Source organism: Bacteroides faecis, from assembly GCF_020091505.1.
GTDB classification, from domain to species: domain Bacteria; phylum Bacteroidota; class Bacteroidia; order Bacteroidales; family Bacteroidaceae; genus Bacteroides; species Bacteroides faecis.
This window is the reverse complement of record NZ_CP081916.1, coordinates 1,298,894-1,324,585: the sequence shown is the minus strand read 5'-3', so window position 1 is coordinate 1,324,585 and position 25,692 is coordinate 1,298,894. Positions and strand designations below refer to the sequence as shown.

Genomic DNA, 25,692 nt, shown 5'->3' with positions numbered 1-25,692 from the left:
AAGGATTTTCCCGTATCTTTGTTTGTTAAAGCCTGAAGAGAATGGAAGAGAAAGCAATTACCGGACAAGTTATCATCGTTTTAACCGAGCATCTGACGTTCGGCACACTGCTGATACCTTACATGGCGGAGCAATCTGACGACGGCACATGGCAACTCATAGAGCAGGCTTTTCACGCTTCTCCCGAAGCAATCAGCCGGATGAACGAGGCTGAACGGCAGGCCATCGACATCGCCTCTCATTATACAGAAAAATATCTGATGGGAGTCTACTCACGAGAGAAAACAGTATCCCGTTTTCTGCGTAAATTGTCCGAAGATCCGGAACGGATAAAGAACAATATCCGCCCATTCATCGAGAAAAAGCTACAGGAGATGCTGGCATTGATACGCTATCACAACCTTCCTCTGTACCAAAAACAGGTCGGGAGCAAACTGCTATATGCCCATCACGCCTACCGTGTTCATCCTCACGATGTGGAAATTCACTTCATGTTTCTTGCTGACGAGACAACTTTCCGTTATCAGCTGCAATGTTATTATGACGGACAGCCACTCTCACTGAGTGAGCAGAAACCTGTCATCGTGCTGACTTCCTCGCCGTCTGCTCTCTTATTGGGGATGGAACTATACTTTTTCCCCCATATCGAGAGTGTACGCATCCTGCCTTTCACCAAGAAAAAGAAGATCAGCGTTCCAGCCTCCCAAATTGAGAAATATATCGATAACATCGTGATTCCGACAGCACGCTATCATGAGATTACAACTCAGGGACTGAATATCGTTGAAAAGACGTACGCATGCGAAGCCGTCCTGTCTCTCGAAGATACCATTTACGACGAACAAATGTTGCGACTCAGTTTCCGTTATGGCGACCAGACGTTTACTCCCGACACCGTGACCGAAATGAAGAAGATCATTTACCGAAACGACTTCGGCGAGATATTTTTCTTCCGCCGGGATAGTAATGCCGAAAAAGAGAAACTCCGAATGTTAACGGATTCCGGTTTGCAACAGGTCAGCGACGTCCACTTCAAGCTGTCGCCCAATGCCTCCGAAAAGACAATTACCGAATGGATCGGCACCTATCGGGCAATGCTCCAACAATCCTTCCTGCTGACCGGAAATATGGGGAATACTCCCTACTGTCTGGACGAAATCCACATCGAACAAAGCTGTGATGACGAACCGGACTGGTTTGAACTGCATATCACAGTTGTCATCGGGCAGCTGCGTATCCCTTTCTCACGTTTCCGCAAGCATATCCTCGAAGAGAAAAGAGAATTTCTGCTACCGGACGGACGCATGATTCTCTTGCCGGAAGAATGGTTCAGCAAATATGGAAACCTGCTGGAATTAGGAACGCAAACAGAAACAGGGATTCGCCTGAAGCCCACTTTTGTCGGTGCCGTACAATCGGCTTTAGAAGAAAGCAGTCCCCAAAACCTGCCTTTCAGGAGAGAGATACACAATATCCCCGTTCCCCAAGGAGTGAAAGCACAGCTACGCCCCTATCAGCAGAAAGGATTCTCGTGGATGGTACAGTTGAACAAACAAGGATTCGGCGGTTGTCTGGCAGATGACATGGGGCTTGGGAAGACACTCCAGACGCTTACCCTGCTACAATATATATACAAACCGTTTTCCACCGATACAGCTACTGCTCCTATGGGGTCTGTATCTACAGAAATCCCGGCATCTGACAGTCAGCCGGATAAGGAATGTACTACCGGAACTCCGCCTGCCAGAGAGCAAGCGGCAGACGCCGAAGGACAATTCTCCTTATTTTCATTCTCTTCCGAAGATGAGTTACTGCCGGAGGCGCGGAAAATCAGGGAGAAAAACATACCCAAAGAAGACGCCCCAAGAGCAGAATACGGAAAAAATTCCCGTAAACCCGCCACTCTGATTGTGGTCCCCACTTCCCTGCTCCACAACTGGAGGCAAGAGGCGAAACGTTTCACCACTCTATCGATAGCAGAATATAATAGCAGCACGGTATTCCCCAAAGGGCATCCCGAGAAGTTCTTCAGGCGTTTTCATCTGATATTCACGACCTATGGGATGATGAGAAATAATATTGATATTCTTCGCTCCTACACATTCGAATATATCGTACTCGACGAAAGCCAGAATATCAAAAACAATGATTCTCTCACTTTCCGTTCAGTCATCCAGTTGCAGAGCAAATACCGGATCGCACTGACCGGAACGCCTATCGAGAACTCCCTTAAAGATCTGTGGGCGCAGTTCCGTTTTCTGCAACCGGACCTGTTGGGGGAAGAAAGCACTTTCCAAAAGCAGTTCATCATTCCAATCAAGCAAGGAAACACCCGCATGGAGAAAAGGCTGCAACAGTTAATCGCTCCGTTTATTCTTCGCAGAAGCAAAAGTGAGGTAGCACCGGAACTTCCTCCGCTTACTGAAGAAACGATTTATTGTGATATGTCCGAAGAACAAAGCGAGAGCTACGAACAGGAGAAAAACAGTCTGCGCAACATATTGCTCCAACAACCCGAAAACAGAGACAGGTTCCATACGTTCAGTATCCTGAACGGTATCTTGCGTCTTCGCCAGCTATCCTGTCACCCACAGCTCATTTTTCCCGATTTCAACGGGATATCCGGGAAAACCGAGCAAATCATCGAAACATTCGATACATTGAGAAGTGAAGGACATAAAGTACTTATCTTTTCCTCTTTCGTGAAGCATCTGGAAATCCTTGCCGATGTCTTCCGCCAACAAGGCTGGAAGTATGCATTACTGACAGGTTCCACCAATAACCGTCCGTCAGAAATCACCCATTTCACCGAACAAAAGGACGTGCAGGCCTTTCTGATTTCTTTAAAAGCCGGAGGCGTAGGACTTAACCTTACCCAAGCCGATTATGTATTTATCATCGACCCTTGGTGGAATCCTGCCGCCGAAGCACAAGCCATTGCCCGTGCACACCGCATCGGCCAGGATAAACAGGTTATCGCCTATCGCTTTATTACCCAGAACAGCATTGAAGAAAAAATTCTCCAACTACAGGAAGATAAAAGGAGACTGGCGGAAACATTCATCACCGACAGCGACGCACTGCCTGCACTGAGCAATGAACAGTGGGCGGACTTGCTGGAATAATGCTCTAATAACGCCAAATCGAACAATAGACACCAAACATTAAAATAAGGAACTTAAACTCCAAACGTCTTATAATCTCTTCTGCGACGTTATTCCGGGATTTAAGTTCCTTTTCTTTTGAAAAAGACTAATTACCCTACGGCTGGGTGATAACTATAACACGTCGACAATCTGAAGAAGTTGTCATTCCATAATCGCCAAGGCTTACTTCAGTCTTAAACTGAGTGTCACTGACACCTTGGCTAAGCAAAAACTGCTTCACAGTATTCAAACGATTGGACGATAGCTTTTTATTTCTGTTCTCATGCCCCACCGTATTGGCGGAACTGATAAGCATAATCTTCTTTTCAGGATGGGTCTTCAACTTTTCCGCCAACACTTGCAATTGTTCACCACCTTTTGAGGATAGTTCCCATGAATCGTTTTCGAAATAGATTATCGCACTCGTTTCTTCACCTTTTCCGGCAGCAGTACTGTTTATGCTTTCTATTTGGCGTTTCAATTCATCCGCTTCTTTTTTCAGCCGCTCCATTTCTTCTCTGGACTGACGCTGAAGAGTGGCTTTTGCACTGGCACAGTCTACTTGACTGGCATCCAATTCACTATATAAATCGGCAATCTGCTTCCTCTGTAACTTGCTTTTGCTCTTTACAAAATTATATCGTATGACAACGCCTGCACTATAAATACCTTTGGGACTAAAATCCGATTTCGTAGGTATGCATTTATATTGACCGATAACGCCTAATGTCAACTGACGCTGTATGTCAAACTCTAATGACAAGGAGAGAGGTATATACAAAGCATTGAAGTGTTTCTTATCTTCGGATGATTTCAAATAAGAGTGGCTATACCCATTAAAATAGGCGTCACCTGTAGCTGTCGCTCTTTCGTTGTAAGACCATGTCTGTGAGTTCCGATTCCAGCCACGCATATAGCCCACTCCCGCACCAGCGTACAGATTCAGCCATTGCGCTTTCCGCTTAGGCCAGATTTCAAGAATATTAAAATCCGCATTGGCATCCACCCCCGCCAAATACGTGTTATTGAGATTTTGCAATCGGTCGGATTTCAATTCAAGCGTACCGGTACGATCACCTATCAGAAAATTATGATCCGTAGTAGTGATCGAGAAGCTATGATTACCGCTAGATTTCAACATGGTATATCCCGCATTTACACCTAATCTCACCCAAGGTTGAATATTGTACTTCACGCCTAAATTTAAATCAGGCGCCATGGTTCTCTTCGAATTATCGAACAGTTCACTCCTCACCCCGTGATAACTACTGATACCGCCTTGCATATACACAGACCAAGTGCGGACTCGTACACTATCATTGTAGGTTTGGGCTTGGAGGGTAACCGTAGCCATGAGGACTACGGTTATACCAAGTATATTTTTAAATTTCATCATATTTGAGAAAAGATTAGTTATTTGGGGTCAACTAATGAGTAAGTATTATTAGTGCCTGTTTCACAACAATAAACAATTGCATTAATACCATTCTTGATAACACTAGTTGAAGCATTATAAACTATCAACTCAAAACTATGTGATAATGTAGGTGTGAATGTGACATCCTTGGTACCATTAGCATCAGTAAGCCTCATCGCAAACATACTGCGATAATTACAACCAGTCGTAATTGTAACGGTATAATTACGATTTACTGCTGTCTTGACAACCTTTACCACCTTCTTGCCATTAGCAATACCATCTACGATTTCAGCTCTCGATGCAACAAGTACAGGTGCAGCATCAGCTGCCGTATTAGGAGTAAAAACCGCATGTTCATGAGTGCTTCCTGTAGCATCCACAACCTGCTTTGAAGTAAATGTAACAGACAATACATTCAATTGATCTGCATAAAGCTTATAAACATTTGAATTTACTCCGGCATCCTGAATTGCTGCGAAATTCTCCGGTGTCATATACATCTGCTCGGCATTGTTTTCATCATAATAAATACCCTTATCCGTGAGCAACTGTTCCAGTTTTGCCAGGAGATTCGCAGAATTTGTATTATTTGCTGCCGTCAAATCATTGACAGCACCAATAATCTCTGCCATTTTAGCGAGTTCTGCTGCTTCAGCTGTATTATAAGCATCTTTGAAATCTTTTATTTCTGCAGAAATAACCTTACCATTATTATCTATCACAAGTTCCAGCTTCTCACCTTGCTCATTGATAGCGGTAGCAATCGTATTGCCATTCGCATCAATCTTGGTACCCAGCGTTGTGAAACCATTAGTCATAGTAGTATTAAGTGCTCCAAGACTTTCATTAACGCCTTGAATATCCAAATGCAACTGGTCACCAACCTTACCTATCTGAGTAGTCACATTAGCAAATCCAGTATTTATCATCGCAGTTAATGCGTCAAATTTCTCGCTGATAGTCGCAGTCTGGCTATTGATAACTGCAACAAGAGCATCTGCCGTTTTCTTTATTTCCGCAGAAATAAGTTTACCTGTTTCATCTATCTCAAGACGCAGTAGTTCACCATTTTCGTTCATAGCCGTAACAATCTTGTTGCCATTCGCATCAAGCGTTGTATTGAGCGCTTTGAATCCATCAAACATTGTTGTATTAAGCGTTCCAAGATTAGTATTTACATTGGTAAGTTGTGCATCCAGCGTTTTGTCCAAATCGTCAATTTTAACAGATACTTCAGCAAACCCTGCTTTAGTAATAATCGTCAACGCATCAAACTTCTCTGATAAAGTCGCTGTCAAACTATTGATAGTTTCAACCAATTTAGTTGCTGACTTCTCTATTTGTGCAGAAATAAGCTTACCTGTTTCGTCTATTTCAAGGCGTAATAGTTCTCCGTTTTCATTGATTGCATATACAATCTGCTTCCCTGTTTCATCTATCTGTGTACTCAATGCAGAGAAACCATCGAACAGAGTTTTGTTGATAGACGACAAACCATTCTCCACATTTTCTCCAAGAATTTTAATAGCACCGGTATTTTCGTCTACCGACAATTTAATATCAGCCAAATTCTTATCCAGAAGCTTATTCAACGCTTCAAATCTTTCACTAATAGACTTATTAAGGTCATTTATAACCGACACAAGAGCTGAATAATCATTGATATAGGTCTGGTCACCATAATCAACTGATGGTTCAAATAATTCTGTACACGAGGTAGTACATAACATACCCGCAACTAAGAAAGGAATTAACACCTTTTTCATGTTTTGTTCATTGGAAGTGCTAACAGCCCCCTCGTTAGCGGTTAAATGTAAAAAGCGTGGGAACTACTGAATTATTACCACCATGAGGCTCTCGACTGCCCGATCAGGATAATAAAACAATAGCCCACGCCAGAATGTTATATAGTCTACCGCAAAGCAGAAATATATACCACTGACGTGAGCGTTCTTGCCTATTACCTCCTGACCGTGAAATTGTCGAGATTCCATGATGAGATAATATGTCAAACGCTCTTCGTTTACTAATATGTCCTTTCAATGCCTCTACTTACTAGGCATTAGAAATTAGGTACAAAATTATAGAAACTATTTTAAATAACAAGAAATTAATGCTTATTTATTTTTTGTTCTTCGCACTGCCGGCACTGAGCAATGAACAGTGGGCGGACTTGCTGCAATAGTGATTAATAAAGTATACCCTAATATCCCATACCAAACTGCCACAAAGGGATCACATTCATAAAACCTTGTTCAATGTCATCTTTTACGATGAACCCCTTTTCTATTCCCTGTATTTGCTTCTGCCCCTTCTTCTTACCTCCTATTTCAAAAGTCATCTTATCAATCAAAAAGTCAGAAACGGGAGAAGTCACGACATCCGAAAACGCTCTGGTCTGATTCAAGAAGAAAGTTTCCCGGACATTCCCGATATTAGAGTTTTCCTGAGCCAAATTATAGATAAGATTCGTATTATCCAAATAGATTTTATCCACCTTTCCCAATCCCCGAACTCCACCGGTGGCATCCCGCAATTGTGCTATAAGTCCCGCCTCCTCAATATAAAGGCAGTAATCTGAAATATTATTGCGGCTTATCTCCAGCACTTTAGCGATACTGCTAAAGTTCGGTTTAAACGGTACACTTTTAGCAATAATGGCAAGAAGCTGTTTGAGCTTCCGTCCTGTAGCTACATTCATATCTGCAAATTGAGGAATATCTGATTCTAAAGTCAAGTTAATGATTTGCCGCAAACGGATATCGTAGTCATCTTCCAAAGCAAACGGATAATAGCCTGTTTGCAGGTATTCATGAAAAAGCGGAAGCGGATGTTCTAAACCCAGAATATCAACCTTGTGCGTCACCATATCCTGTAAAGTATACACTTCGGAAGATATATGATGAAATAACTGTAAATATTCACGGAAAGAAAGCCCCTGCATCTGATACATAACCGCACGACGACTAAGGTCAGACGCTCCCTTGTTGATATCCAATACGGACGAACCGGTAAATACAATATTCAATTCAGGGTGATAGTCATAAACCAATTTAAGTTCTTTCGACCAATCCTTGTATTTATGAATTTCGTCGATAAACAGATATTTCCCTCCCATCTTCACAAACGCATCGGCCAAATCAAGGAGGCGATAGCTGGCAAAATAAAAGTCTTCTGCCGTAACATATAAAGCCTCATTCAAATTCAGTTTCTCCTTGATATGCTGAAGTACCAAGGTCGTCTTTCCAACCCCTCTCGGTCCGGTGAGCCCTATCATACGGCTATTCCAATTTATTTTGGAATAAATATAACGATGAAACTCAATATCAGTTTCCCGCACTAATTTCCGATAATACTCAAATAACTTCTCCATATGCTTTCTTTTTAGACAAAAATAGTAAATTTGCACTATAGGAGTGCATTATTTAAGAAGATTTGCACTAAGAGAGTGCAAATAGTTCTATATTCCTTGCAGCAACCTGTTTTTCTCCTATCTTTGCAGCCTAAAAACAACATCACATGAAATATAAACTCGTAGTCCTCGACCTTGACGGTACGCTTACCAACTCTAAGAAAGAAATAACTGCCCGCAACCGGGAAACACTGATACGCATACAAGAACAAGGAGTCCGTCTGGTACTCGCTTCGGGACGGCCAACCTATGGCATCGTGCCGCTCGCCAATGAGCTGCGTATGAATGAGTTCGGCGGATTTATCCTGTCCTATAACGGCGGCGAGATCATCAACTGGAAAAGCAAGGAAATGATGTACGAGAATGTGCTTCCCAATGAAGTGATTCCGGTACTCTACGAATGCGCCCGTACCAATCATCTAAGCATACTGACCTATGACGGGGCAGAGATAGTGACCGAAAACTCGCAAGACCCATATGTACAGAAAGAAGCCTTCCTCAATAAAATGGCAGTACGGGAAACAAATGACTTCCTGACCGACATCACTCTTCCGGTAGCCAAATGCCTTATCGTAGGAGATGCCGACCAATTGATTCCTGTCGAGTCTGAACTGTGTATCCGCCTGCAAGGAAAGATCAATGTTTTCCGTTCGGAACCCTATTTTCTGGAATTAGTTCCGCAAGGAATTGATAAAGCCTTGTCTCTCGCTGTCCTGCTGGAAGCGACAGGAGTATCACGGGAAGAAGTCATAGCCATAGGCGACGGATACAATGACCTGTCAATGATCAAGTTTGCAGGCATGGGCATTGCAATGGGAAATGCACAGGAACCCGTGAAGAAAGCGGCCAATGACATCACACTGAGCAATGATGAAGACGGAGTAGCGGTAGCCATAGAAAAACATATTCAGCTATCCTGCCCCATGTAAAAACGAGCAGATTTCAGGCTGATTTACAGCATATATCAAAGAATTATTCTACCTTTGTGGCTCCTAAAAAGAATCAAATAGTAAACGTTATGGAACATCAACTAACCATTTACAACACTCTAGATAGAAAAAAAGAACTGTTTGTACCGCTTCACGCGCCTCATGTAGGCATGTATGTCTGCGGACCGACAGTCTACGGTGACGCTCATCTGGGACATGCCCGTCCTTCCATCACATTTGACGTACTCTTCCGTTATCTGACTCATTTAGGATACAAAGTACGTTATGTACGCAATATTACCGATGTAGGCCATCTGGAACATGATGCCGACGACGGAGAAGATAAGATTGCCAAAAAAGCACGTCTGGAAGAGCTGGAACCCATGGAAGTCGTTCAGTATTTCCTGAACCGTTACCACAAGGCAATGGAAGCACTCAACGTATTATCACCAAGCATCGAACCGCATGCTTCGGGACATATCATCGAACAGATTCAGCTGGTACAGAAGATTCTGGACGCCGGATACGCTTACGAAAGCGAAGGCTCTGTTTACTTCGACGTAGCCAAATATAACAAGGATTATCACTACGGAAAACTTTCCGGTCGCAACCTCGACGACGTACTGAATACAACCCGCGACCTCGACGGACAAAGCGAAAAACGCAATCCTGCCGATTTCGCCCTCTGGAAGAAAGCACAACCGGAGCATATCATGCGCTGGCCTTCGCCATGGAGTGACGGTTTCCCGGGATGGCATGCCGAATGTACTGCTATGGGACGTAAGTATCTGGGTGAGCATTTCGACATTCACGGAGGAGGAATGGACCTGATTTTCCCGCACCACGAATGCGAAATTGCACAGTCAGTAGCTTCACAAGGGGACGACATGGTTCATTACTGGATGCACAACAACATGATTACCATCAACGGAACGAAGATGGGTAAATCACTCGGAAACTTTATCACACTGGATGAGTTCTTCAACGGCACCCACAAACTGCTGGCACAGGCTTATACTCCGATGACGATCCGTTTCTTCATTCTGCAAGCTCACTATCGCAGCACAGTTGACTTCGGCAATGAGGCACTGCAAGCCTCGGAGAAGGGATTGCAACGCTTGATGGAAGCAATCGACGCATTGGATAAGATCACTCCTTCTGCAACGACTTCAGAAGGTATCAATGTGAAAGAGCTCCGCGCAAAATGTTATGAAGCGATGAATGACGACTTGAATACACCTATCGTTATTGCACAACTCTTCGAAGGTGCCCGCATCATTAATAACATCATCGCCGGAAATGCTGCCATTTCTGCAGAAGACCTGAATAACCTGAAAGAAACGTTCCGGCTCTTCAGCTTCGATATTATGGGACTGAAAGAAGAGAAAGGTTCCTCGGACGGTCGCGAAGCTGCCTACGGTAAGGTAGTGGATATGTTATTGGAGCAACGAATGAAAGCAAAAGCAAATAAAGACTGGGCTACTTCGGACGAAATCCGTAATACATTGACTGCACTCGGGTTCGAAGTTAAAGATACGAAAGATGGCTTTGAATGGAGACTGAATAAGTAATTGCAAATAAGAATAAAGGGTCAGTTCACAATGAACTGACCCTTCTTCTTTCATAGAAACATAATTAACCAATACCCATTAAATTCTCTCTTCCTTAATCATTTATTTGTCAAGAGCATTTCCACCGGTTGCCCGTGCTGACAGGTTACATTCAGAAGGGTATTGTTACCTTCATACTCAAGCTGTATCCCCTCTTGCGGACTCGGTAACATCCAAATGCCCTTTACAACGATCTTCTTACTAATCGGACGGCTGGGCTCCTTAGTTGTATAGGTCTTCTCCGCCAGATTCAGATTCGGATCACACACGCTCAGACGAATCCGGTTATCGCTTTCTTTGCCATACATCACCATCGTTTCTGCCGGAATGGAAACGATGAATTGATCATTTACAGGCTGATACGCTTCGAAGGCAGCATACCCTGTGATTCCTGTTTTCTTATCATATACCACATGAGCCATCTGATCACGTTGCAATACTTCGTAAGCAGGGGTTTTCTGTAATTCATCCAGTTCAGCAGCAGACGGTTGTATCAATACCATATATTCATAAGTTCCGTCTTTCGGAGCCTTTCCATGTTCAATCCAGGCAGATGAAAATTTACCGGCAGTCTTTTCGCGAGTTTTTTCGTGACGCGATTCCTGGTCTGCCACTTGCGAACGTACCGTTCCATCTACCACATGATAATAATTATCATAGCCATCGTGCAGCCAGTAGTCATCATTATCTGCCTTCGGTTCCTTACCATTAAACTTAGTCTGGAAAAGAGTCGTCTCCGTAGGATAGTCGGCATTACTGTTCGTAATACCTGTCCCCAGACAAATCATCCGATTATCGAAACAGAATACCGATTTACGGGCAACGAAGTCAGAAGTAAAGTTATCATAATCCCGTTCCATCAGTTTCATGGCAAACATTCCGTTCATACCGCCCAAAGAACTGCTTCCGGAAAAATTCTCTTCGGAACGCACCATAGTCGTACCTTTCAAAGGACTATCCAAAAGTTCGAAAGGAAGATGAATGGTAGTCGTTCCAGGCAAGCGGTTCCAGTCCCATCCTTCTTGTACAAAGCCACTTCCAGCACGGGAAACCGGATTCCCCTTTCCCATAATCTGAACCGATCCATAACTTTGATATCGTCCGTACCGATTATCTTTCGCATAAATCTCGGCTCCCCAGACATCAGTTGTATATCCTTTCAGTGTCACCATCCAGTCTGCCCGGCGGAAAATACCTGCCGAACCGTAGTTGTAAACAAAGAAACCCTGAGGGGCCTGAGCCGGCTGAATGCCTTCTTTCTTAAAGAAACGTGCATTGGGAGTGTCTCCATTGCGTATCAGACGCAAATAATCGGCAGCCAATCCATGATCGAACGCGTCTCCCCGACCGGAAAGATCACCGGACAGCGCAATGTTGGCAAATGCTTCAATATCTTCACTACCCATCTTTCCGCCAAACGGATGGCGGCCGCTAATTCCGATCCCCCATTCGTAAAAGTTACAATAATTGCGCATCGCAATAAAAGCGGACTTGATATGCTGGCGGGCTTCTTCGGTCAGTTCAAAATCGGTTCCATTCGTGAAGGCGATAAACTGTCCGATAGTGGCCAATACGCCGGTTGTATAGCCGGGATAGAACCCACCGTGATGAAAAGTCGTTCCATCTACTTTAATTCCGCCAATCGTCCCCGGAGTATAGCGCAATGATGAAGACAACCAACGAGATAAGCCATTCAAGGCCTGCTCCTGTCTGTTTGCATCGGGAAACATCATGGCAGAAATTAGCTTTGCCATCAAAAGAGTATGCCAGGAATCCAGTAATTCATCCCGCCCGGGCGAACACGGCTGGCGGGTTTCCTGCAAAGCTGCCCAAAAACGCAAAGTAGAAAGATACACATCCCGATGAGGATGTTTGTAGATTTCATTACGCATCAACCAGGCTGTAGTATAGATCTTACGTATCTGATAACCATAATGATGATTAGTACCCATCCCGCTGCCAAAGGCAAAGCCTTGGTCTATCGCATAGTCGAATACCGTAAAATAGTTCTTCTTTGATGTCTCATTCTGATTGTAACAGGCATCATAGGCAAAACCGGCGAGCATCGTTTCAATATCATTCCATGACATTTCTCCTTTCTTTTTATCCTGTTCGTCGGGAGCGACAACAGGCATTCCTGTGAATCCGGTTCCGGCTGCGGAAGGAGTAATGGCAGCCTTTTCAAAAGTCTTGTAGGCAGCATTGACCTGTCCTTGCGGAGCCTTCTTCACATCCAGAAAGTCAGTCAGACGCTGTTCGATGGTTTTCAAGTCTTTCTTCTGCCGGCTAGTCAGTTTGCTGAGCAAAGGGATATCATAAGATTGCTTTTCCCATTTCCAGACGAGACACCAGTGCCAGAGGTCACGATTGGAAAGCCCGTTATTAGTGGGTAATTGCTGGTCGGGAGTTGTCCGCAAGTTCATCTTCTTTTCCGGAAAAGTCAGGCGGTCAAGAAAAATACGTCCTTCCCGTTGGGGAGCAACCAGACGATAGCCTACGATATTTTTATCTTTCTTATTTCCATTCATATAGGCGAAAGAAATCCAGCAAGCGCGCCAGCCAGCAGCCTGTAAATGATAAGAAAACCAATAGGAAACCTCCCCAGCCTCATTCAGAAATTCAAAACGAACAGAGTCTTGCTGCGGCTTTTCATTGTATATCCATAGAGTGATGCCAAACTGTTGCTCCTTCTTGGCATTCAGAGATAAAGGGGACACTTGAACGTCCAATGTTGACCCCGGCTGAAAGTCCCATTCCAGACTACTTTTTCCCTCTTTATAAAAAAGGGAAGATGTCTTCAATTCACCTTTCCCCGCAACTTTAAAAGTCTGGGGAACACTCTCTTCAAAACCGACCAATTGGGCATAAGAAGAAGATAAAGAGCTAAACAGGAATAAGAATATAAAACAAATATCTTTCATCATTACAGATTATTTACAGCAGATGATCATTTAATCATATACAGACTAAAAATTAGTAAGGGATACGATCGGAAAGAATCTTCTCCGTATACCAAGGATCATCAATTTCCTTTAGCATCGCTCCCATTTCACGGTAGAGTTGTTCCACCACTTCCTTATTTTCTTCCAGAGGGAGATTATTCAACTGATAAGGGTCCTTCAGATCATCAAACAGAAGACTCTTTTTCAGTTGTCTCGTATCGCGGTCGATATATAAAGCTAATGTATACTGTGCAGTTTTAATTCCACGCGAAGAAGGGAAATAAGATTGTACCAATCCTTTTTCATCCTTTTCTCCATCTAGGTTCTGTATATATAAGGCACCTGCCGGACGAACAATTTCCGCCTTTTCATCGAAGAAAAGAGGTGCAAAGTTACGTCCCTGTACTTCGGAAGGAATAGAATCACCCAGTCCGCACAATCCCAGTACAGTAGGCATAATATCAGGAGCAGAAAGCAGCAGATCATCCACCCGAGGCTGAATCTTACCGAGGAAACGGACCAAAAACGGTATATTCATCGATTCGGAATAAGGAGAGTTCTTAGGATCGTCCGTACGCTGGCTGCACATTGTTTCACCATGGTCGGACGCAAAGATAACCACTGTATTTTTATCTAATCCCAGTTCTTTCAGCGTTTCCAAAATTTGTCCGAATGCACGGTCCACTCCGGTCACGGAAGCAAAGTAATAACGGACAGACTCCGCCTTCTTCATTTTCAAGTCTACATTCGGGCGGATCAACAGACTATCCAACGGCTGATCTTTATAAAGATTAAAATCCTGCTCTTCGCAATCATTCAACGAACGGTACGGACTATGCGGGGGATTCATGCCTACCATAATGAAGAAAGGCTTCTTCGTATCACGCACATTACCCTCATTCCTGAGATAAGAAACAACTTTGCCTGATTCATGGAGAGGCGACCATTCTTTCGGATCATGTCTCTTACCGTCCGTATCCCAATAATGCGGATTCTTATGCTCGTCGAACGTACCATAAGAATACCAATAATTAAATCCGTGACGCCGTTCTTTCGGAGTATAAGCATCCCAAACCGGACGTTGTGTTTCTACATATTGTCCCGGATTTTCCGGATCATTCGGAGTCGGGAAATCAGCGTGAAGTTTGCCGAAATAAGCACAATCATAACCTGCCTTGCTGAATACGTCTCCTATGCATTCCGCATCATCGCGCAAAGAACTGATAGGGCGTGTAGAATTACAATTTAAAGGTACACCACTGCGATTCGGATACATGCCGGTCAGCAACATCCCACGATGAGGACTACTCAACGGACAGTTGCTTTGAGCAGAAGTCAGTACCACAGACTCACGTGCGAAAGCATCCAGATTAGGGGTATGCACCGGATCTGCCCGAAAGTTTACTTTATCTCTGAAATCTTCCTGATTCCAGAATCCCATCGCCTGATTGCGATATTGGTCGGGAAATACATAGATAATGTTTGGATGTTCCGCCTGTTCTGCCACCTGCTTAGGAGACTTACAGCCTTGTGCCGCAAAGAGGGCCAGACCACCCATTAAAAAGTTTACTGATTTGATTGTCATGATACAAGGAATAACAGTTAATGCACCAACCTGTTTCGGCGCAACAAATAATTCTTTCCGGTTCATCGCTTTATTCGTCCGGCTATAGGCAAACGAAAAATCGCCTATAGTCAAACGATACGTTACCTATAGGCAAACGCAACATTGCCTATAGCCGGACGAACTAATTTATATACCGGAAGGCATTAATGCATGCACATAGCCGGCTAAAGTATAAGTAAGACAGGGCTTACTTTTTTTCCAGATCTCTCTTACGCATCAATCCTTCCAGGAAGTAATAGTCAGCATAGTTCAACGGAACATCGATTTCCTGACCGTGAGGAATACTGCCAACAGAGTGCATCAGTATGAAGTTTCCGTTTGTACCCACTTTGGCGCGATAAGCCGGTGAACCGAGGCTTTCCATAATTTTATCAGCAGTTTCTTTATAATGATTACCCGGCAGATAGCCGTCGAGTTCATACAAAGCAGAAGCCGTACATGCTGCAGCGGAGGCATCACGAGGTTCATTCGGGATATTAGGAGCATCATAATCCCAGTAAGGAACGAGGTCTTCCGGCAGATTTTTATTAGTAAAGATGAAGTTATATACTTTCTGTGCCTGATCGAGATACTTCTTGTCTTTAGTATAACGATAGCAAGTTGTATAACCGTATAATGCCCAAGCCTGTCCGCGAGCCCATGCTGATTCGTCCGCATATCCTTGTGCTGTTTGTCTCTTCCTTACCTCTCCTGTTTCGGGATCATAGTCTACTACATGATAGCAGCTATTGTCCGGACGGAAATGATGAGCCATCGTTGTATCCGCATGTTTCACTGCTATATTATAAAAGGCAGAGTCACCGGAAAAAGCCGTAGCCTCAAACAACAATTCTAGATTCATCATATTATCGATAATTACCGGACATTTCCATCCGCGTGTACCTTGCCAGCCCTTATCAGCATCCCATGACTGGATAACACCAGCTCCGGGACGGAAACGGGTAGACAATGATTTTGCGGCTTCTACAATCACATCTTTATATTCTTTTTTATCTGCAAAACGGTAACCGTTAAGATAACTGCATCCAATCATAAAGCCGACATCATGGTGCCACTTCAGGTATTTCACAGAATCGAGGGCTTCTGTGTACTTTTCAGCCAAAGGCAGCCATTTCTTATCTCCTGTCAGGTTATAAGTCAACCACATACTACCAGGGAAAAAGCCGGAACACCAGTCCTCAATAGGTATATACGAGATACTCCCATCCGCATTAATTGTTCTTGGATTCAGAATTTTACCGGATTTCTCGATAACGTCTGTTTGAATTGTGTTTTGTGCCACAGCGTTGTCGATGTTGTCTTGAATAAAATCTATTTCAACCTTTTTTTGTCCACCGCAACTCGTAAAGATCAGAAGCGAAAGCCCCAATGCGCTAAGAATTGTTTTCATAATACATGGATTATTTGTTAAGTTAATAATTATCTGGTGGCAAAAATAGCACATTCAAACAGAATAGACCCTCCCAAATAATCCAATTCAAGGACAATTTTGGTACATTTCCCACTAAAACATCATATTTGTACAAGTATTCCTGAAAAACTAGTCTGATTACTTACAGAGCAAATTGATATTCACCCCTCAAAAGAGGGATTCTAAAATCTAATTTTAAAAAGATAAGTACTAAAGAACACCACAAAAGTATCCACATAATCATTATACATAACTATAAAAATAAGAAACATAATAAAAATCCAGTAACTACAAAAGGGCAGATAGCTAATTGCCCTCACGATTCTGCAAGTATTGTACATAATTACTATACTCAAATAAACAATAAAGCGATTGTTTATTATGATGAACCTGAAAGTATAATTATAATAATCTGACTAATATATAATAGATTCTTGCCATTTCAAGAAAAAAAGCATTCTAACTCTTCTACATTTTTATTATATTTATTTGTAACTAACTAATTGTTTGTTAATATTAATTACGATTACTACCCCTACAAAAAAACATGTAAAGCTAATACAGCATTACTTATTTATCTAGCTTTGCCATGTCTTGTTTTCAGTCATTTTCTTCCTTAATGAAAGGCTGTTACACATTAATTATTTGTATTTAAATTTTCTATATTTATGAAAACACATATTTCTGTAGATACCAAGATTAAAGTTGGTCTCATCGGTTTTGGCAGAATGGGGCGATTTTATTTAAAAGAAATGCAGAAAAGCGGGCGATGGGAGGTCGCATACATTTGCGACATCAATCCCGATTGCCGGGAACTGGCGAAGAAATTATCTCCCGAATCGAAGATACTGGAAAACGAACAGGAAATGTTCGATGATGAAAGTGTGCAGGTAGTAGGACTATTTGCTCTGGCAGACTCACGGAAAGACCGGATTGAAAAGGCCATCAAATACGGCAAGCATATCATCTCCGAAAAACCCGTTTCAGACACTATCGACAAAGAATGGGAAGTAGTGGACATCACTGAAAAAGCCGCTTGTTTCTCTACCGTCAACCTGTATCTCCGTAATGCCTGGTACCATCAGGCCATCAAGCAATTTATAGACCGGGGAGAGATCGGTGAACTGGCCATCCTGCGCATCTGCCACATGACTCCGGGACTCGCACCGGGGGAAGGGCACGAATATGAAGGACCCGCCTTCCACGACTGCGGAATGCACTATGTAGACATCGCACGCTGGTATGCCGGATGCGAATACAAGACGTGGCATTCACAGGGAGTCAACATGTGGAGTTATAAGGACCCCTGGTGGGTGCAATGCCACGGAACATTCCAGAACGGCGTTGTCTTCGATATCACCCAGGGATTTGTCTACGGACAATTATCCAAGGACCAGACCCACAATTCATACGTGGACATCATCGGTACCAAAGGAATCGCCCGCATGACGCACGACTTTAAAACCGCCGTTGTCGACCTTCGCGGAGTCACACGGACAGAGCGGATAGAGAAACCCTTCGGAGGGAAAAACATCGATGTACTGTGCGACCTGTTTGCCGACTCCATAGAAACCGGAACCAGAAACCCCAAACTCCCGCTCATACGAGACTCCGCCATCGCGTCCGAATACGCATGGACCTTTTTGCACGACGCCTATACGCACGATTTACCCGCGATAGGAGAACTGGAGACACTGGAGCAAATATGGGAAAGAAGAAGAAATATGAAAAACGGATACGGATTACTCCAAAAGCCATAATAAGTTTTTAATGATATAACAGGCTGAAATTAATTACTAACTCTTAAAAATAAAACCATGTCAGACTTTTCAAGAAGAAAATTCCTTAAAACGGGAGCCGCCGCTTTAGCAGGCATCACCATTGCTCCCAGCTCTATCTTAGGTATGAGCCACGGGCACGTTTCACCAACCGACAAACTGAACCTCGCAGCCGTAGGTATCGGAGGTATGGGACACGCCAACATCAACAATGTGAAGGGCACCGAAAACATCGTAGCCCTCTGTGATGTGGACTGGAAATATGCCAAAGGCGTATTCGACGAGTTCCCCAAAGCTAAGAAATACTGGGACTACCGCAAGATGTACGACGAAATGGGCAAATCCATTGACGGTGTCATCATTGCCACTGCCGACCATACTCACGCCATTATCACGGCAGACGCCATGACAATGGGCAAACATGTATATTGCCAGAAACCGCTGACACACTCCGTTTACGAATCCCGTCTGCTGACCAGACTTGCCGCTTCCACCGGAGTAGTAACCCAGATGGGTAACCAGGGAGCATCAGGCGAAGGTACCGACCTTGTTTGCGAATGGATCTGGAATGGAGAAATCGGTGAGGTGACTAAAGTGGAATGCGCCACCGACCGTCCTATCTGGCCGCAAGGACTGAATGCACCCGAAAAGGCGGACCGCATCCCCAACACATTGAACTGGGATCTTTTCACCGGACCTGCCAAACTGAACCCGTACAACAACGTTTATCATCCCTGGAACTGGCGCGGATGGTGGGATTACGGAACCGGCGCATTGGGTGACATGGCCTGCCATATCCTGCATCAGCCGTTCAGAGCTCTGAAACTGGGTTATCCTACCAAAGTGGAAGGTTCTTCTACATTATTACTGAGTGCCTGCGCTCCTCAGGCCCAGCATGTGAAGATGATTTTCCCCGCCCGCGACAATATGCCGAAAGTTGCCTTGCCGGAAGTGGAGGTACACTGGTATGACGGCGGTATGATGCCCGAACGTCCGAAAGGTTTCCCGGAAGGAAAACAGCTGATGGGCCCCGGTGGCGGTCTGACCATTTTCCACGGAACAAAAGACACATTGATTTGCGGCTGCTACGGAGAACAACCTTTCTTGTTGTCAGGGCGTGTGCCCAACGCACCGAAAGTATGCCGCCGTGTCAAGTGTTCCCATGAGATGGACTGGGTACGTGCTTGTAAGGAAGACAAATCCAACCGCGTGATGCCGAAAGCGGATTTCTCCGAATCGGGACCGATGAACGAAATGGTAGTAATGGGTGTATTGGCTATCCGTCTGCAAGGCTTGAACAAGACACTGGAATGGGACGGCGCCAACATGTGCTTCACTAATATCGGTGACAATGAAACACTCAGAACCTGTATCAAAGACGGATTTACGATTCATGACGGTCACCCGTCCTTCAACAAGACCTGGACAGATCCGATCAACGCGAAACAATTCGCAGCCGAACTGGTGAAACATAATTATCGTGAAGGCTGGAGACTGCCCGATATGCCACGATAACACGATAAAAGTAAGTTAGGAATTAAAGATTAAAAAATAAATAGCAATTATTATGAAGAAAGTATTTTATCCATTAGCTTGTTGTCTTGCAGCGGGAGTTCTGGTTTCTTGCGGTGGTCAGAAGAAAGCCGGAACAGCTCAGGAAGAGCAGTCGGCAAACGAAGTAGCATTGTCATATTCAAAATCATTAAAAGCGGCAGAGACGGACAGCCTGCAATTGCCGGTAGATGCGGATGGTTACATCACCATCTTTGACGGAAAAACATTCAACGGATGGCGTGGTTACGGTAAGGACAGAGTGCCTTCCAAGTGGACTATCGAGGACGGCTGTATCAAGTTCAACGGTTCCGGCGGCGGTGAAGCGCAGGACGGTGACGGCGGAGATTTGATCTTCGCTCACAAATTCAAGAACTTCGAACTGGAAATGGAATGGAAGATTTCCAAGGGCGGTAACTCCGGTATCTTCTATCTGGCTCAGGAAGTGACTTCCAAGGACAAGGATGGTAACGATGTACTCGAACCGATCTATATCTCCGCTCCCGAATACCAGGTATTGGACAATGACAATCATCCGGATGCCAAACTGGGTAAGGACAATAACCGTCAGTCGGCTTCTTTGTATGACATGATTCCGGCTGTTCCCCAGAATGCGAAACCTTCCGGCGAATGGAACAAGGCCAAGATCATGGTTTACAAAGGCACTGTTGTTCACGGACAGAATGACGAGAATGTTCTTGAATATCACCTGTGGACAAAACAATGGACTGATATGTTGCAGGCCAGCAAATTCAGCGAAGACAAATGGCCGCTGGCTTTCGAACTGCTGAATAACTGCGGTGGTGAAAACCATGAAGGATTTATCGGAATGCAGGATCACGGTGACGATGTTTGGTTCCGTAATATCCGCGTGAAGGTTCTGGACTGATCGCAGTAATCCATGAGGCTAGCCAAAAAGATAGAATTTACATCCCCCTCTTCTACAGATCTATCTGTATCAAAAGTAAGACAAGTCTTGAATCTTTTTAGCTAGCCTTATAATTAGACCTTTCTGATATCTATAAACATGAAAATCCAAATTAATTTATATGCATTAGCTCCTCTTCCAATTGTTCCATTTGGGATTTCAGTATAGAATAAAGAAGACAGAAAAGACGCAGCTATCCAAATTTATTCTGTTAGAAATATATCCAATAAAATCACATGACGAAAATTATGAATGTGATGCTGCCTATATTTCTCTTCTGAAGAATTCAGCAAGCCGTCAAATACAATGATATATACTGCGCTTATAATATGAGATAAGCAAACGCTGTAAGCAATAAAATATTTATTGTTCAGCTACATTTTAACCATTTAATTAATTTATATTTATGAAAAAGCACCTAATAACAGTACTTGCCTGCTGTTTACTCCTCATCGGTTGCAAAGATGATAAGGTTGATCCCGATCAGTACGATCCATCTCAACCGGTAGTATTTACAGATTTTAATCCTAAAGAGGGAGGTATGCGAACCCGCCTGTACATTGAAGGCAGTAACTTTGGAAGTGACCCTACCAAAATTCATATCACGATCGGTGGAGAAAAAACGAAAACAATCGGAGCTGATGGAAAAAACATTTATTGCATGGTTCCTTCCAAGGCTTTTGATGGAATAATCAATGTTCGCATAGATGGACCGGATGGCAAACCGATTGCAGAACATACATTTGAAGAAGAATTCAAGTACACTCCTGCAACGGTTGTAGGCACCTTGCTACGTAAAGTAGATGAGGATAATAATTCCGCATTTCAAGAGGGTTCGTTCGATGAAGGAGCTTCTATTCCTTCCAATGATTGCATGGTGTTCGATCCCAAGTACAAAGACGGAGACAACCGGTTACTTTTTTCTTCAAACCATTCTGACGGTCTCCATCTAATAGACCTGACAGAGCGGACTGTAAAACGTCTCTTTCCAAGAACAGGATATAGCACAATGTACTCTTTCACATTCAGCGCTGACGGAGACACGTTGCTGTTTACCGATGATCACGGTCAGGACAACACTACCCGGGCAAATATCTATTATTCTCTCCGTCGTGAGAATTTTCGACGAATTCGTCCTTACAACTATGGCAGGACAGCATATAGCTTAGTGTATATGGATGACGGAACCATCTTTTACACCACCTGGTGGGAAGGAAAAGTCTACAAAATGATACGCAATGGAGCTATTCCCAATATCGACGAGAATGCGGAAGTTGCCTTTAGTCTGAGTCAGATATCAGCAGTGGGCGGTTCACACACGATATTATTCAAGCACCCGTCCAATAAATTTATGTACATGCTTTCCGACAATTTTGGCGCAGTGTTCAGAGCCGATTATGATCCGGTGGCAAAAACATTCGGTAATCCCAGCATCATTGCCGGAAACATGAACGATAAAAGTTTCAAAGAAGGAACAGGAGGTAGCGCCCGGTTTAACAAACCACAGTTCGGTGTATTTGTTAAAAACGAAAAATACGGAGAAGGAATCGGTCCTGACAAAGACCAATATGACTTCTATTTTTGTGACAGAGAAAATCACTGCATCTGGAAGCTGGACCCACATGGAGTAGCCTCTCTCGCAGCCGGACGAAGTAACGAAAATGCCGACGGCAAAATTTGGGGATATGTAGACGGTAATCCGTTACATGAAGCACGTTTCAATCAGCCTGCCGGCCTTGCCTACGATCCTGATACAGATATGTTCTATATCGGAGATATCGACAATAAAGGAATTCGTTATATGACAACGGAATAATACTATTTAAAACACAAATGAATATGAGAAATATAATCTTACTATTTTTCTTGATAGTAGGCTGGACAACTACAGTCTATGCCCAAAATGAACAAGAGACGATTGAAGTGACAGGAATCGTCACAGATCCAAAGAACGAACCTTTAGTAGGTGTAAACGTTACAGCGAAAAACATACCGGGCTTCGGCGCGATAACCGACATAAACGGACGTTATAAGATCAAGGTTCCCAATTATTCTTACTTGATCTTCTCCTATGTGGGATTTACAAAACAGGAAGTCTTTATCAAAGACAAAAAAATCATTAACGTCGTTATGGTAGAGACGAAAGAAACGGTCATCGACGAAGTTGTTGTCACAGGAACCGGCACTCAGAAGAAGGTAACTGTGACAGGTGCCGTTACCACAGTCGACGTTTCTCAGCTACGTACTCCGACAGCAAGTATAACGAACGCTCTTGCAGGTAATGTGGCCGGTATACTCGCTCGCCAAACTTCCGGACAGCCGGGTAGTAATATCTCCGAGTTTTGGATACGCGGTATCTCCACTTTCGGCGCCGGCGGCAGTGCATTGGTGCTAGTCGATGGTTTCGAGCGTGATATGAATGAGATCAATGTGGAAGATATCCAAGACTTCTCAGTGTTGAAGGATGCCTCTGCAACAGCAATTTACGGTTCACGCGGTGCAAATGGAGTTGTCTTGATCACGACCAAACGCGGAAAAGAAGGAAAGACCCGCGTTAATGCCAAAGTAGAAACCTCGTATAATACACGCACCAGAACTCCGGAATTTGTAGACGGTCCAACGTATGCCCGCATGATGAACGAAGCCTTAATTAGTCGTAGTCAAGCTCCAGCCTATAGCGAAAGTGACTTGAAACTGTTTGCAAACGGGCTGGATCAGGATCTTTTCCCGAATGTGGACTGGATGAATTTAATACTGAAAGACGGCGCCCCCACTTATCGTGCAACCGTAGACTTGACCGGAGGTGGTACGGTGGCCCGTTATTTTATTTCTGCCAGTTATGTAAATGAAGGTGGTATGTACGAGACAGATCGTGCTATGACGGACTATAACACCAATGCCAACTACCATCGCTGGAACTACCGCATGAATGTAGACATAGACCTGACAAAAACTACGCTACTAAAAGTAGGTGTATCGGGGTCTTTGGACAAACAGAACCTGCCGGGAAGCCAATATCATGAAATATGGCACTCACTGATGGGATACAGTCCCATCGCTTCACCAGTACAATATAGTGACGGAAAATGGGCAGCAGTCGGTAATGAGGGACGAAGAAATCCGTGGGTGCTGACTACCCAGCAAGGGTATCAGGAAACATGGAAGAATAAAATCCAGACTACAGTTAACCTTGAACAAGATCTGAAATTTATTACAAAGGGATTAAAATTCTATGGGCGCTTCGGCTTCGATACTTATACAGATAACGGTGACAACCGTTTCAAATGGCCGGAAAGTTGGTTAGCAGAACGGCAACGTACCTCCGACGGAGAGCTGCAATTCAGAAGAATAGAGACGCAGAAACTGATGGACGGAACGATGTATTCAAGTGGACAACGGAAGGAATATCTGGAGGCAGAGCTACACTATAACCGTACGTTTGGTGACCACATGCTAGGAGCCGTTTTAAAGTATTCTCAGGACAAGACTACCAATACATCTCACAACGGCAATACAGATAGCTACGAGAAGATTGTGCAGAGTATTCAAAATCGTCATCAGGGATTTGCAGGACGTTTCACCTATGGATGGAAATACCGCTACTTCTTTGACTTCAATTTCGGTTACAACGGTTCCGAGAACTTTGCCTCAGGTCAGCAGTTTGGATTTTTTCCCGCCTATTCTGTGGCATGGAACATCGCTGAAGAGTCAATCATCAAGAAACATCTCAAATGGTTGAACATGTTTAAGCTGCGCTACTCATACGGTAAGGTAGGTAACGACAATGTGGGAACCCGCTTCCCATACGTAGAGAAATTCGGAACATGGGATGAAGACGGTTACTATTACGGTGATATCGGCACCAGTAATTATTATTATACCGGACTGACCTATTCGAGAATTGCATCAAACAGCATCACTTGGGAGGTAGCCAAGAAACATGACCTCGGACTTGACTTCTCTATGTTCAATGATAAGTTCAGTGGCAGCATTGACTACTTCCACGAACAGCGCAACGGTATTTATATGTTGCGTAGTTATCTTCCTCAGATTATCGGTCTGAATCACATCACAACAAAACCTTATGCTAACGTAGGCTCTGTCTTGTCCGAAGGCTTTGACGGAAATATTGCTTATAAGCAGAAGGTAGGTGAGGTAGACCTTACGGTACGTGCCAACATGACCTATAGTAAAAATGAGATCAAGGAATATGACGAAGAGAATAGTCGCTACCCGTATAAGATGAAGTACGGATTCCGTGTAGACCAGGCGCGTGGTCTGATAGCTGAAGGATTATTTAAAGACTATGAAGAAATTCGTAACAGGCCATCACAGGGGTCAGGCATCATGCCAGGCGATATCAAATACAAAGACGTAAACGGTGACGGAGTCATTAACGGAGACGACGAAGTGCCCATCGGCGCAACGACTCGCCCTAACTTGATTTACGGATTCGGTGTATCTGCGCAATGGAAAGGATTTGACATCAACGTTCACTTCCAAGGAGCCGGAAAATCATCCTTCTTCATAGACGGATTCACCGTATATCCCTTCAAAGAGAAGTCCTGGGGAAACATTCTGACAGATGTAGTCGGAAACTACTGGTCGTTGGGGACCAACGAGGACCCGAATGCCAGATATCCACGTCTGAGTTATGGAGGCAATGATAACAATTATCGCGCTTCAACTTATTGGTTACGAAACGGTTCATACATCCGTTTGAAAAATGTGGAACTAGGTTACAGTATCCCGAAACGGTTTGTCAATAAACTCCATCTGGACCGTGTGCGTTTGTACCTGATGGGAACAAACCTACTGACTTTCTCCGACTTTAAACTTTGGGATCCGGAACTGGGTAGTTCTAACGGACAACAGTATCCCCTATCTAAAACTGTTACCATCGGACTGACGGTGGGAATCTAAAACAATTATGAAAAG

Annotated in this window: 14 protein-coding genes; 8 read left to right on the top strand and 6 right to left on the bottom strand. The window is 43.9% G+C overall.

Annotated elements, in window-relative coordinates; all coding sequences use genetic code 11:
- The first annotated feature begins 41 nt into the window (after positions 1–41).
- On the top strand, positions 42–3,125 hold the full coding sequence (locus K6V30_RS05400) for a DEAD/DEAH box helicase (protein ID WP_055269330.1): 3,084 nt from the start codon (positions 42–44) through the stop codon (positions 3,123–3,125).
- A gap of 136 nt (positions 3,126–3,261) precedes the next feature.
- Here K6V30_RS05400 and K6V30_RS05395 read toward each other — a convergent pair whose 3' ends face one another.
- The 3 genes from K6V30_RS05395 to K6V30_RS05385 all read right to left on the bottom strand — a co-directional run bounded on the left by K6V30_RS05395 (position 3,262) and on the right by K6V30_RS05385 (position 7,939).
- Complete coding sequence (locus K6V30_RS05395; protein ID WP_081030809.1) at positions 3,262–4,542, bottom strand: OmpA family protein; 1,281 nt, start codon at positions 4,540–4,542, stop codon at positions 3,262–3,264.
- 17 nt (positions 4,543–4,559) lie between these two features.
- Positions 4,560–6,332 (bottom strand): hypothetical protein, encoded by a 1,773-nt coding sequence (locus K6V30_RS05390; protein WP_010536088.1) that lies wholly within the window; start codon positions 6,330–6,332, stop codon positions 4,560–4,562.
- 437 nt (positions 6,333–6,769) lie between these two features.
- Positions 6,770–7,939: an ATP-binding protein gene (locus K6V30_RS05385; protein ID WP_055269328.1), complete on the bottom strand. Its 1,170-nt coding sequence runs from the start codon at positions 7,937–7,939 to the stop codon at positions 6,770–6,772.
- A 146-nt stretch (positions 7,940–8,085) separates the two neighbouring features.
- Here K6V30_RS05385 and K6V30_RS05380 point away from each other — a divergent pair, with 146 nt between their 5' ends.
- Together K6V30_RS05380 and cysS are read left to right on the top strand one after the other, a co-directional pair.
- The gene (locus tag K6V30_RS05380; protein WP_055269327.1) at positions 8,086–8,907 is read left to right on the top strand and encodes a Cof-type HAD-IIB family hydrolase; all 822 of its coding nucleotides are present in this window, start codon (positions 8,086–8,088) and stop codon (positions 8,905–8,907) included.
- A gap of 89 nt (positions 8,908–8,996) precedes the next feature.
- Positions 8,997–10,478: a cysteine--tRNA ligase gene (gene cysS, locus K6V30_RS05375; RefSeq protein WP_055269326.1), complete on the top strand. Its 1,482-nt coding sequence runs from the start codon at positions 8,997–8,999 to the stop codon at positions 10,476–10,478.
- Between the two features lie 98 nt (positions 10,479–10,576).
- Here cysS and K6V30_RS05370 read toward each other — a convergent pair whose 3' ends face one another.
- The 3 genes from K6V30_RS05370 to K6V30_RS05360 all read right to left on the bottom strand — a co-directional run bounded on the left by K6V30_RS05370 (position 10,577) and on the right by K6V30_RS05360 (position 16,476).
- Complete coding sequence (locus K6V30_RS05370; RefSeq protein WP_055269325.1) at positions 10,577–13,438, bottom strand: chondroitinase family polysaccharide lyase; 2,862 nt, start codon at positions 13,436–13,438, stop codon at positions 10,577–10,579.
- A 52-nt stretch (positions 13,439–13,490) separates the two neighbouring features.
- Positions 13,491–15,017, bottom strand: coding sequence for a sulfatase family protein (locus K6V30_RS05365; protein ID WP_074759708.1), 1,527 nt, complete (start codon positions 15,015–15,017; stop codon positions 13,491–13,493).
- A 256-nt stretch (positions 15,018–15,273) separates the two neighbouring features.
- The gene (locus K6V30_RS05360; RefSeq protein WP_010536082.1) at positions 15,274–16,476 is read right to left on the bottom strand and encodes a glycoside hydrolase family 88 protein; all 1,203 of its coding nucleotides are present in this window, start codon (positions 16,474–16,476) and stop codon (positions 15,274–15,276) included.
- A 689-nt stretch (positions 16,477–17,165) separates the two neighbouring features.
- Between K6V30_RS05360 and K6V30_RS05355 the strand changes: the two genes are divergently transcribed.
- From K6V30_RS05355 to K6V30_RS05335, 5 genes are all read left to right on the top strand, one after another.
- Complete coding sequence (locus K6V30_RS05355) at positions 17,166–18,257, top strand: Gfo/Idh/MocA family protein (protein WP_195210977.1); 1,092 nt, start codon at positions 17,166–17,168, stop codon at positions 18,255–18,257.
- 57 nt (positions 18,258–18,314) lie between these two features.
- The gene (locus tag K6V30_RS05350; RefSeq protein WP_010539392.1) at positions 18,315–19,790 is read left to right on the top strand and encodes a Gfo/Idh/MocA family protein; all 1,476 of its coding nucleotides are present in this window, start codon (positions 18,315–18,317) and stop codon (positions 19,788–19,790) included.
- Between the two features lie 52 nt (positions 19,791–19,842).
- Entirely contained in the window at positions 19,843–20,715 is an 873-nt protein-coding gene (locus tag K6V30_RS05345; protein WP_055269526.1) for a 3-keto-disaccharide hydrolase, read from the top strand.
- 445 nt (positions 20,716–21,160) lie between these two features.
- The gene (locus K6V30_RS05340; protein WP_010536080.1) at positions 21,161–22,570 is read left to right on the top strand and encodes an IPT/TIG domain-containing protein; all 1,410 of its coding nucleotides are present in this window, start codon (positions 21,161–21,163) and stop codon (positions 22,568–22,570) included.
- Between the two features lie 23 nt (positions 22,571–22,593).
- The gene (locus tag K6V30_RS05335) at positions 22,594–25,677 is read left to right on the top strand and encodes a SusC/RagA family TonB-linked outer membrane protein (RefSeq protein WP_022300934.1); all 3,084 of its coding nucleotides are present in this window, start codon (positions 22,594–22,596) and stop codon (positions 25,675–25,677) included.
- The last annotated feature ends 15 nt before the right edge of the window (positions 25,678–25,692 follow it).

Coding starts and splice junctions, on each gene's coding strand:
- K6V30_RS05400 (WP_055269330.1), top strand. CDS start 42: ATGGAAGAGAAAGCAATTACCGGACAAGTTATCATCGTTTTAACCGAG.
- K6V30_RS05385 (WP_055269328.1), bottom strand. CDS start 7,939: ATGGAGAAGTTATTTGAGTATTATCGGAAATTAGTGCGGGAAACTGAT.
- K6V30_RS05350 (WP_010539392.1), top strand. CDS start 18,315: ATGTCAGACTTTTCAAGAAGAAAATTCCTTAAAACGGGAGCCGCCGCT.
- K6V30_RS05360 (WP_010536082.1), bottom strand. CDS start 16,476: ATGAAAACAATTCTTAGCGCATTGGGGCTTTCGCTTCTGATCTTTACG.
- K6V30_RS05370 (WP_055269325.1), bottom strand. CDS start 13,438: ATGAAAGATATTTGTTTTATATTCTTATTCCTGTTTAGCTCTTTATCT.
- K6V30_RS05395 (WP_081030809.1), bottom strand. CDS start 4,542: ATGATGAAATTTAAAAATATACTTGGTATAACCGTAGTCCTCATGGCT.
- K6V30_RS05335 (WP_022300934.1), top strand. CDS start 22,594: ATGAGAAATATAATCTTACTATTTTTCTTGATAGTAGGCTGGACAACT.
- K6V30_RS05380 (WP_055269327.1), top strand. CDS start 8,086: ATGAAATATAAACTCGTAGTCCTCGACCTTGACGGTACGCTTACCAAC.
- K6V30_RS05365 (WP_074759708.1), bottom strand. CDS start 15,017: ATGGGTGGTCTGGCCCTCTTTGCGGCACAAGGCTGTAAGTCTCCTAAG.
- K6V30_RS05355 (WP_195210977.1), top strand. CDS start 17,166: ATGAAAACACATATTTCTGTAGATACCAAGATTAAAGTTGGTCTCATC.
- K6V30_RS05345 (WP_055269526.1), top strand. CDS start 19,843: ATGAAGAAAGTATTTTATCCATTAGCTTGTTGTCTTGCAGCGGGAGTT.
- K6V30_RS05340 (WP_010536080.1), top strand. CDS start 21,161: ATGAAAAAGCACCTAATAACAGTACTTGCCTGCTGTTTACTCCTCATC.
- cysS (WP_055269326.1), top strand. CDS start 8,997: ATGGAACATCAACTAACCATTTACAACACTCTAGATAGAAAAAAAGAA.
- K6V30_RS05390 (WP_010536088.1), bottom strand. CDS start 6,332: ATGAAAAAGGTGTTAATTCCTTTCTTAGTTGCGGGTATGTTATGTACT.